At 32.9% G+C, this 10,627-nt stretch carries 7 protein-coding genes; 3 read left to right on the forward strand and 4 right to left on the reverse strand.

Annotation, left to right across the window (positions count from 1 at the left end; translation table 11 throughout):
• Window positions 1-33: 33 nt before the first annotated feature.
• Window positions 34-957, reverse strand: a complete 924-nt coding sequence (locus tag EXD82_RS09785) for an MBL fold metallo-hydrolase (protein ID WP_142536737.1) — start codon at window positions 955-957, stop codon at window positions 34-36.
• 77 nt (window positions 958-1,034) lie between these two features.
• Window positions 1,035-1,772: a YkgJ family cysteine cluster protein gene (locus EXD82_RS09790; protein WP_142536738.1), complete on the reverse strand. Its 738-nt coding sequence runs from the start codon at window positions 1,770-1,772 to the stop codon at window positions 1,035-1,037.
• Window positions 1,773-1,898: 126 nt separating this feature from the next.
• Here EXD82_RS09790 and EXD82_RS09795 point away from each other — a divergent pair, with 126 nt between their 5' ends.
• Window positions 1,899-2,147 carry a hypothetical protein gene (locus tag EXD82_RS09795; protein WP_142536739.1) on the forward strand — a complete coding sequence of 83 codons (249 nt, stop codon included), beginning with the start codon at window positions 1,899-1,901 and terminating at the stop codon, window positions 2,145-2,147.
• Between the two features lie 8 nt (window positions 2,148-2,155).
• Entirely contained in the window at window positions 2,156-2,497 is a 342-nt protein-coding gene (locus EXD82_RS09800) for a hypothetical protein (protein WP_142536740.1), read from the forward strand.
• Between the two features lie 95 nt (window positions 2,498-2,592).
• Here EXD82_RS09800 and adhE read toward each other — a convergent pair whose 3' ends face one another.
• On the reverse strand, window positions 2,593-5,238 hold the full coding sequence (gene adhE / locus EXD82_RS09805) for a bifunctional acetaldehyde-CoA/alcohol dehydrogenase (protein WP_142536741.1): 2,646 nt from the start codon (window positions 5,236-5,238) through the stop codon (window positions 2,593-2,595).
• Between the two features lie 494 nt (window positions 5,239-5,732).
• On the opposite strand from adhE, the gene EXD82_RS09810 reads away from it, so the two are divergent.
• Window positions 5,733-6,638 (forward strand): manganese-dependent inorganic pyrophosphatase, encoded by a 906-nt coding sequence (locus tag EXD82_RS09810; RefSeq protein WP_142536742.1) that lies wholly within the window; start codon window positions 5,733-5,735, stop codon window positions 6,636-6,638.
• Window positions 6,639-6,688: 50 nt separating this feature from the next.
• Here the strand turns inward: EXD82_RS09810 and EXD82_RS09815 are convergent, their stop codons facing one another.
• Entirely contained in the window at window positions 6,689-10,393 is a 3,705-nt protein-coding gene (locus tag EXD82_RS09815) for an InlB B-repeat-containing protein (protein WP_142536743.1), read from the reverse strand.
• Window positions 10,394-10,627 lie beyond the last annotated feature (234 nt).

A 10,627-nucleotide genomic window follows, 5' to 3' on the forward strand; every position in this document is an offset into this window, starting at 1 on the left:
TTATCCCGATTATTTATTTTACCACAATTATATCTAAATTGCACAATAAAGAAGTTCTCCATCCTTCAGTATATACTCTATTTTTCCGTTGTCTATCAGATAGTTCAATATAGACATAAGAGCTGATCTGAAAAACAGGTATTCTTTGTATCTGTGTTTAAGATTGTTGTTGTTTATTATTCTCTTCAGTATTTCCTCAGAGTTTACAGGGCTTTTCAGTATATCCATTATCTGATTTATATATTTATCCATCGCCGCTCTGTTTTTTTCTATCAGTTCAGTTGATTCTTCCTTTGTTATTATTTTTTTAGAGTGCCCAAGCACCATATATTCGTAATCTATATTTTTTAGTTTTTCCAGCGATTCAATCTGTGCACCTACATCAAATGTAAAAAGAAAATCAAATTTTTCAAGCATTTCCTCTCCAACAAGCACATCTCCTGCAAAGAAAACTCCATCTGGTGTGATAAATCCCATACTTCCCTCTGTATGTCCCTTAAGTTCTATAATTTCTATTGTGTTATCTGCTTTGTCTTTATTAATTTCACCTGTAACAGGATTAAAATAACCCGGTTTTAATATAGAATCAACAGTCGTTATATCACTTTCTTCAAGTTTTGATACTTCTATCATTTCTCTGCAGCATTTTCCTCCACTTATATATGTAGGAAACAGTATCGGATTTTCTATATATACAGCTGCAAACGCCGATGAACAGTTCTTTACAGTTGGTATTTTGTCTTTTATCTGTCCCGCTCCACCATAATGGTCGTCGTGCTCATGAGTATTAATTATATATTCAGGAATATATCCACTTTCCTCAATCTTTTTTATTATTCTCCCAGGTCTTGTACCAGAAAGCCCCGGATCTATTATTATCGCTTTATCATTATATACATATATCCCGGTATTAGTACCGCCTCTTATATAGTATGTATTTCCTGCTATTTTTTTCATATTGCATCACCTTTTCTGTTTTTTAACTTAAAATTTCACATTATTTATATATTATATTATTTCTGTTATTATGCCGGTTATCTGATTCCAGTTATTACAAGGAGTTTTTTCATGATTTTATCGGCTTTCTTCCAATCCTGAGACATTCTTATTTTTATATTGTAAGATGTGTCTGTAAAAAACATGGAATCTATAAAATACTCAACTATTCCCCTGTCCCTGAAATCTATATCTATGGCATCTCCTGCAAATATTTTTGAATCCAGTATCATCATTCTGTCCGAATACTCAAGTCTTTCAGATTTTGATAAATACTTTCCGCTATCCGGTACAAAATTCTCACAGTATTCTATTCTGTATTCTACAACATCCTCGTTTATCTCAAATCCGTATCTAGACTTCATAAGATCTCTGTAGTCCCTGTTTTTTTCTTTTATAGACTCCAGATTTATGTTGTAGTCCTCTTTCTCCCAATGGCCAAATATCCTGCAGTTTAACGGTCTTACCTCATATATACCACATCTGTTGTCTTCATCCAGAAAAGGACATTTTTTCTTTTCTTTGTACTCAAAGAAATAATAATCCAAAACCTTCTTCATATAGTGTCTGTATTTTTCCGGTCTTTCCTGAAGATATCTGTATATATTCAGAAACTCAGAAAGTCCTGTTCCAACAGATTCCATACAGCATTTTGCACATCCACTGCATTTTCCAGTTGGTACATCATTGTATATTTCATTCAGCTTTTCAAATATGCCGTTTTTTTCAGCAAATTCTATAGCTTTTTCTATTTCATGTTTTTTAATTCCTGCCATTTTATTTCCTCCGCAATAATATCAAAAGCCATAATATAAATCTATGGCACAAAATACTTATATACCTTATAATATAGCTATAATTATAACATAAATAAGTTTAATTTTTAATGAGGAGGAAATCAGATGAACAGATATACAAAATTTATAAATATGATGGGTTCATATTATACAAAAGACTTTGAAAAGGAAAAGAAAAACATAGTAAAAGTAAGAGAGGTCAAAGAAGAGACTGTTAGAAAGTTCTTCCTTCAGGGAGACTGTGAAGTACTTGTAGTATTTGAAGATACCGGAAAAGAAATACTGATAGACGACTTCTCTCCGGAAGATGAAATCAGAAAATATCTTGGACCAAAATTCCTTAAAAAGAGATAGGTGATTATATGCTTACTTTTGGAAAGCTGAGACTTGATACAGACTTCGAATACAGAATAATAAGGGAAGACGAAAATGATATGGATATTTTTCTCGATATAAACTATAGAAGCGTAGATGTAAATGCATCAGACAGCAAAATGTTTCATTCGAGAATCCAGTTCCCTTTTGTGAGGGCTATAATACTCAGAATAACAAAAGAAGGTTATGTAATGACTGTACATATGCTTAGAGATATAGATTTATTATCTGCATTTGCTAATTTTGAGATAGATTACTCTCATTCTGTAATTTCAATAAAAAATGATTATGAAAAAGTTATATTCGATAGAATATTTGATCCACTTTAATAAAAATACGAAAGACCGGAAAATTTCCGGTCTTTCTTTTTTATGTATATACTGTTTTAAGGTTATCTATATCAGTTGCGGTAGTTTTGTATATCTTATTTTCCGTAGTAAACTTTTAGATACATATCTTTTATTTCACTCATTAATGGATATCTTGGGTTTGCTCCTGTACACTGGTCATCGAATGCCTGCTCAGTCATTTCGTCTAGTGTTTCAAGGAATTTAGCCTCATCTATACCCATTTCTTTTATAGTTTTAGGTATTCCAAGTTCAGCTTTTAAGTCTTCTATAGCTTTTACCAGATTGTCAACTTTTTCTTTGTCAGTGTTTCCTTTTATTCCACAGAATGATGCGAATTCAGCGTATCTTTCTAATGTGTTAGGATATTTGTACTGAGGGAATGTACCCATCTTAGCTGGTGCATCAACAGAGTTGTATTTTATAACTTCTGTTATAAGAAGTGCGTTTGCAACACCGTGTGCTATGTGATGGAATGCTCCTAATTTGTGAGCCATTGAGTGACATACACCAAGGAATGCATTCGCGAATGACATACCAGCCATTGTAGAAGCTATTGCCATTTTTTCTCTTGCTTCCGGATCTTCTTTTCCATTTTTATATGCTCTTGGAAGATAGTTGAATATTGCTTTACCAGCCTGAAGAGCCATACCATCAGCTGGCTCAGTTCTAAGCATTGATACATATGCCTCTAAAGCATGAGTTAATGCGTCTATTCCTGATGCAGCTGTTAATCCTTTTGGCATTTCCATCATGTAGTCAGCATCTACTATAGCCATATTTGGCATTAATTCGTAGTCAGCTAGAGGATATTTTATTCCTGTATCCTGATCAGTTATTACCGCGAATGGAGTAACTTCTGATCCTGTACCTGCTGATGTTGGAACTGCACAGAAGTAAGCTTTTTCACCCATTTTAGGGAATGTGTAAACTCTTTTTCTTATATCCATAAATCTCATTGCAAGATCCTGGAAGTCAACTTCTGGGTGCTCATATAATACCCACATTATTTTGGCAGCGTCCATTGCTGAACCTCCACCTACTGCTATTATAAGGTCTGGTTCGAAAGCTGTCATAGCTTTTGCACCTTCCTGAGCACATTCAAGTGTTGGGTCTGGAGCTACATTGTAGAATGTAGTGTGAGTTATACCCATTTCATCTAATAAATCTGTTATATGTTTAGTGTATCCGTTTTTGTATAGGAATGAGTCTGTTACTATGAATGCTTTTTTCTTATCCATTACTTCCTTGAATTCTCTCATAGCAACTCCCATAGATCCTTTTTTGAAGTATACTTTTTCAGGAGCTCTGAACCAAAGCATATTTTCTCTCCTTTCAGCTACAGTTTTTATGTTTATAAGGTGTTTTATTCCAACGTTTTCTGATACTGCGTTTCCACCCCAAGATCCACAACCTAGTGTTAGAGATGGTTTTAATTTGAAGTTGTATAAATCACCTATACCACCGTGAGATGATGGAGAGTTTATAACTAATCTACAAGTTTTCATTGCAGCTGTAAACTGTTCTATTTTTTCTGGATGTTTAACTGTATCTACATATAATGCTGAAGTATGTCCGTATCCACCCTGCTCTACAAGTCTTTCAGCTTTTGCTACTGCTTCATCAAAAGTTTTGTATTTGTACATTGCAAGGATTGGAGATAATTTTTCGTGAGCGAATGGTTCAACGAAGTCAACTTCTTCAACCTCAGCTATCATTATTCTTGCTGATTCAGGTATTGTAACACCAGCCATTTTAGCTATTGTACAAGGTTTCTGACCAACTATTGCCGCATTTAATGCACCTTTTTCATTTACTATTACTTTTCTTACTTTATCTGCTTCCTCTGCAGTAAGAACATAAGAACCTCTTAATATAAATTCTTTCTTAACTGCATCGTACATTTTTTCTGGTACTATTACTGACTGTTCAGAAGCACATATCATACCATTATCGAATGATTTAGACATTATTATTGAACTTACTGCCATTTTCATGTCGCAGCTTTCATCTAGTATTGCTGGAACGTTACCTGCACCAACACCTATAGCTGGAGTTCCTGAAGAATATGCAGCGTTAACCATTCCTGGTCCACCTGTTGCTAATATTGTATCAGATTCAGCCATAAGAAGGTTTGTAAGTTCTAGTGATGGCTCATCTATCCAAGCTATTATTCCTTCTGGAGCACCTGCTTTAACTGCTGCATCAAGAACAACTTTTGCAGCTGCTATAGTAGATTTTTTAGCTCTTGGATGAGGTGATATCATCATAGCATTTCTTGTTTTAAGAGCTATAAGAGTTTTGAATATAGCTGTTGAAGTTGGGTTTGTTGTAGGTATTACTGCACCTAAAACACCTATTGGTTCAGCTATTTTTGTGAAACCGAAAGCTTCGTCTTTTTCTATAACTCCACAAGTTTTTTCGTTTTTGTATGCATTGTATATATATTCAGATGCGAAGTGGTTTTTGATAACTTTATCTTCAACTACTCCCATTCCAGTTTCTTCGTGTGCCATTTTTGCAAGAGGTATTCTAGCCTGGTTTGCAGCAACTGCAGCAGCTTTGAATATTTTATCAACCTGCTCCTGATTCATTTTTGCAAACTCTTTCTGAGCTTCTCTTACTTCTTTAAGTCTGATTTCAAATGATTCCTTGTCGTTAACTATTGCTGGACTAACAGTCTTTTTAACAGCTTCTTTAACTACTTTTTCTTTACCTGTCATTTTTACGCCTCCTAATCATCCTATTAAAACTCTTTGATACTTCTTTCAGCAATTTATTTGAATTAAATAAATTATTATCGGTTTTTATAGTTTGTTAATTATCAAATTATTATTTCTAAGGTTTTTCCTTGTTCAGCAACCTTATGTGTATATAATATCCCCCTTTCATCCCAATGTCAACACATTTTTCGATATTTTTTTAACATTTTTAACGTCTATTTTTTGCCTATATCCCGAATATATTAGTTTAAACGTTTTCTTTGAATATATATTGGTTATTTTTTTATCATTTTTATTGCTATAACTTTTATCTATTTACAATATTTATGTTTTATCTTTAATTAATTGTATACAACACTTCCTAAAATATATATTTATGGTAAATAAATTTCATAAGAACATATATTGCCAAAATAATAGACTTATTCCCTTTTCAATTATGGTATAATAAATCTGTAAAAAATAAATATTCAATTGCGAAAGGAGATAATAACATGAGTTTATTAGTTTTTGGACACAAAAACCCTGATACAGATTCAGTATGCTCAGCTATAGCATATGCTAACCTGAAAAATGCATTAGGACAGGAGGCAACTGCCTATGTTCTTGGAGAAGTAAGAAAAGAGGCTGAATATGCTCTTAACTACTTCAAGGTTGAAAAACCGGCTATACTTGAATCAGCTGCAGGAAAAGACGTTATACTTGTAGACCACAACGAATATGGACAGAGTGCTGACGGACTTGAAGAAGCAAATATACTTGAGATAGTAGACCACCACAAACTTGGAGGAATAAAAACAGATGTACCTCTAATGGTTAAAATAATGCCTGTTGGATGCAGCTCAACTATAATATACAATATGTATAAAGAAAACAACGTTGAGGTTCCTTATGAAATAGCAGGTCTTATGATGTCTGCAATACTTTCTGATACATTAATATTCAAATCACCTACTACAACTGAATTAGATAAAGCTGCATGTAAAGAGCTTGCAGAAATAACAAAAGTTGATATGGAAAAATACGCTATGGACATGTTCAAATACGGAACTTCTCTTGATGAGTATTCAATAGAAGAAATAGTAAACATGGACTTCAAAAAATTCGATATGGAAGGTAAAAACGTTGGTATAGGTCAGGTATTCACTCTAGATACTGATTCTGTATTTGCTAAGCAGGACCAGTTCCTTGAGTATATAAACGGAACTGATTTCGATCTTTTAGTTTTAGCTGTTACAGATATAATAAAAGAGGGATCTTATCTTCTATACAAAGCTCCAGATGCAGTTATAGCTGATGCATTCAAAGTTGATGCTGCTCAGGGTGTATTTGTTGAAGGATGCGTTTCTAGAAAGAAACAGCTTGTTCCTGGACTTACTGCTGCAGTTAAGAATATGTAAATAAAAAAAGTCTACAGTACTAATTTAGCTACTGTAGACTTTTTTATTTTTTAAATTTTTTCTTTAAACTTTTTTCTCCTATTCATAAATATAAATATTGCCCCAGAACTTAATAGAACAACTGTATAAATATATATACCTGTATCCCCTGTTTTAGGTGAATCCTGAACTTCATTATTTTCAGGTATATTAGAATCCTCTGGATCTACCGGCTTATCTGGTTCCTCTGGATCTACCGGCTTATCTGGTTCCTCTGGATCTACTGGCTTATCTGGTTCCTCTGGATCTACCGGCTTATCTGGTTCCTCTGGATCTACTGGCTTATCTGGTTCCTCTGGATCTACCGGCTTATCTGGTTCCTCTGGATCTACTGGCTTATCTGGTTCCTCTGGATCTACCGGCTTATCTGGTTCCTCTGGATCTACTGGCTTATCTGGTTCCTCTGGATCTACCGGCTTATCTGGTTCCTCTGGATCTACTGGCTTATCTGGTTCCTCTGGATCTACTGGCTTATCTGGTTCCTCTGGATCTACCGGCGGATTAGTGCCTTCTTTTTCATACATAAATACTATTTTATTTGAATCCGGTATTACTACTTCACCATTTACAAAACTTCTAGACCCAAGTTCTCTACTTATTTGTTCATCACTTACAAGGTCATATCCTTTTATTTCTTTTGCATTTACAATAACTCTTGAATCAAGAGTTAAATATCTTTCACATGCTTCATTCTCATCATGAGTATTTTTTTCATCAATTAATCCGCATAAATCCCGTCCTGTATCAGCATCTCTATATGAAACTGTATATTCTTTCTTTTCCATATCTTTATAATAAAATTTTATAACGTTACTATCTTCATTTGTAGATAATGTCAAGGACTTTGATTCATATCCAGGTTTGAAATATGAATCTTTAGGGTATAAAGAATCTTCTATATCTAAGGCATCCTCATTTATTGTTGTATTTGCTATACCTGTTTTATAAACACTTTTAAATGTAACATTAGATATACTTCCATCATCATTTGATTTTTCAAGTATATGCTCTACCTTATAAGTTACAGTATATTTTTTTACCCATTTTGCATATAATATCGTATCTTTTTCAATAGTTCTATCAAATGACCATCTTGTTTCATATTCTGGACTTGTATACCAACCAACAAACTGATATCCTTCTTTTGTAGGTTCTTCTGGAATTGTTGCTTTTGTATTATATTTTACAGTCTGACTTGGTACTTCACTACCTCCCATCGAATCAAATTCGACAGTCATATCAACTGGCACCCACTTTGCATAGAGAGTTAAATCATTAGCTGGCATAGTATAGCTTTCCAATGGATCTTTATCATTCATTAACACAGGATTTGTGTACCATCCAGCAAATATCATATTTGGTTCTCCATTTTTTGGTACTACTGATAAATCAATATTTTTTCCGTATGGAACATTAGTAATTCCTTGTATCATTTCTCCATTGCTGACATAGTTTAATGTACTTTTTATCCTAGTCATCTGTATATCCATATATTGTAATATATATGGATTTCCTCTAAAGATAGCCTTTCCATCATTTCCTTCGCCGTTTGGATTTGTTTCATTATATTTCTTACTATTGATTCCATTTTCAGTATTTGAAGTTTTCCACTTACCACCATCCCATTGAAAACCATCTGGAGGAAATAATCTAAGCCCCGAAACATAGTCTTTAGCATAATATATATATGATGTGTTTATAAGTAATAAATTTCCTCCAAAATAATCGTTTGGATTATCCGCAAACTGCCTTATCTGGTATTTATATGTATTTCCGCTATAATATGGGAATATATTTTGCTCTCCATATTCTGTTGTTGCAGATTTACTATTTTCAAACCTTTCCATCATAGCCGCATCACTACCTTCCTTAGATTTGGCCATATATGCAAAATTATCTCCATAGTATTCTTTTAATTCTTCATCAGAAATAAGTTTATCACCAATTTTTGACATATATTTCCCTTCTATAGTTCTCCAAATATTGCCTCCTTCTGGTTTTTCCATATAGTTTATTTTCCATATTTCTCTTTTATAATATATATTCAGTACTGATGTTCCATCGGCTTTAATAGTTGTATCTTCGCAGTGCGAGTAGTCAAATCCATAGAATTTATTTCTACTCGTATCTTCTTGATTTTCTCCATTTGCTATATCGTTAGGGGTTGCTGTAACATCAACTCCTGTAATACCTTTTCTTACTTCAATGTTTGATGCCATCTGGTACTCTTTATCTAACTCATAATCATTATCATCTGCATTTTCAAACCAATAAAGTACTGTATATTCACTTTCTCCAGCTTCCCATTTTGCATTTATAATTAAATCACTGTCAGGCATTGTCGATGGCAATTTTTGATCCCATCCAGCAAACTCATAACCCTGCGCTGTAGGGCTAGCAACTTCTGATATCATATCACTAATATCCTCTCCCGGTTCTGCAACTATTGGAGCAACATAACTTGCCTGAGTTTCTATCTTTTGTTCGCTTCCATCTGACATAGTTGCTTCTGTTTGAGTATTAAATATTATATAAGGTCTATCATTTTTTGTATACTCAAATATTTTCACAGCTTTTCCATCTGGTGTAACCACTAATGTTGTATTCTGACCATCTGCAAGATGATATCCCTCTATATATGGTACACTTACACTTATCTCTTTATCATCTCCATCGATAAGGCTTATCTTTTCTTCCACAGGCTCCGTTATTTCTTTACCTGTATCTTGATCAATACATTTTATTGTATATTTGGTAGTTTCCTGGCTAGTGTAATTATATATTACATTTATTACTGTATCTTTATCTATACTTCCAGTTATTTTTTTCTGCGATTCATCTTTTAACTTAAAACCTTTTATTTCTGGTGAAGTTACTTCATAAGTTTCACCTTTTTTGAACTCTCCTTTATACGGAGTATTTATCATACTTCCATCATCTGAATTTAATCTATAATTTATTGTAAGACTCCATTTTTCACCAAGAGAGTTTACATCAACATATATTATTTCCTGTTTTTCAACCTTTTGTATTGACTCTTTTTCTTTTGTATCTTTGTTATCTTCCTTTGTTGTTATTTTTTCTGACTCTTTATTAGGCGCTTGTTTTTCTATAGATATAACTGATTTATCTTCTTCAGAAGTTTTATTTGTATCATATTCACTGTTATTTTCATTAAGCGAATCAACTTTATTTTCGGCATTATCAGCACTATCATTTTCATAATTTGTTTGTTCAGTATTTGAATCCCCATGTTCAGACTCTTCCAGCTTTTCATCTTCTTTTATTGTTTCAGTTTCTTCTTTGTCATTTGGAAGATTATCTATTTGAGTTTCCTTATTCTGTTCTTCTTCTTTTGTTTTTTCATTATTAGTTTCTGATTCAAGTGCATCATTTTCATCATCAGCTGTAATATCTTCTTTTTCATAAATTACTACAAACCGATATCTTCCATTTTCATCGACTTTATAAGATATATCTTTTGTTTTTTCATATTTCTTTTCAGTTTGATCTGGCATAATTATATTTTTTATTGAGATTGTATCATCAACAGTAGATAGATCAAGTTTGATTTCTACACTTGATTTATCATCACTCAAAACTTGTTCTGTTCCATAAATTATATCTTTCTTTTTTTCTGCATCTGCTTTTGATACTGGAAATATTATGGAAAATGCCATCAAAAAAGACATAAAAACAGATAATATTTTTTTCATAAACTAACCTCCTTATACTTTATTAATTAATATAAAATTTTTGAGTTTTAACAATTTAGATAAAAATAAAAAGCACAAATAAACCTATTTATAAAAAATAAATAGACTTATTTGTGCTTTTTAGAGTTTCTATTATTGTTTTGATAAAAATTATATTTGTCTGTCTGTCTGTCTGTCTGTCTGTCTGTCTGTCTGTCTGTCTGTCTGTCTGTCTGTCTGTCTGTCTGTCTGTCT

This window comes from Peptacetobacter hominis, from assembly GCF_006861675.1.
GTDB classification, from domain to species: domain Bacteria; phylum Bacillota; class Clostridia; order Peptostreptococcales; family Peptostreptococcaceae; genus Peptacetobacter; species Peptacetobacter hominis.

Coding starts and splice junctions, on each gene's coding strand:
- EXD82_RS09790 (WP_142536738.1), bottom strand. CDS start 1,772: ATGGCAGGAATTAAAAAACATGAAATAGAAAAAGCTATAGAATTTGCT.
- EXD82_RS09815 (WP_142536743.1), bottom strand. CDS start 10,393: ATGAAAAAAATATTATCTGTTTTTATGTCTTTTTTGATGGCATTTTCC.
- EXD82_RS09785 (WP_142536737.1), bottom strand. CDS start 957: ATGAAAAAAATAGCAGGAAATACATACTATATAAGAGGCGGTACTAAT.
- EXD82_RS09800 (WP_142536740.1), top strand. CDS start 2,156: ATGCTTACTTTTGGAAAGCTGAGACTTGATACAGACTTCGAATACAGA.
- EXD82_RS09795 (WP_142536739.1), top strand. CDS start 1,899: ATGAACAGATATACAAAATTTATAAATATGATGGGTTCATATTATACA.
- EXD82_RS09810 (WP_142536742.1), top strand. CDS start 5,733: ATGAGTTTATTAGTTTTTGGACACAAAAACCCTGATACAGATTCAGTA.
- adhE (WP_142536741.1), bottom strand. CDS start 5,238: ATGACAGGTAAAGAAAAAGTAGTTAAAGAAGCTGTTAAAAAGACTGTT.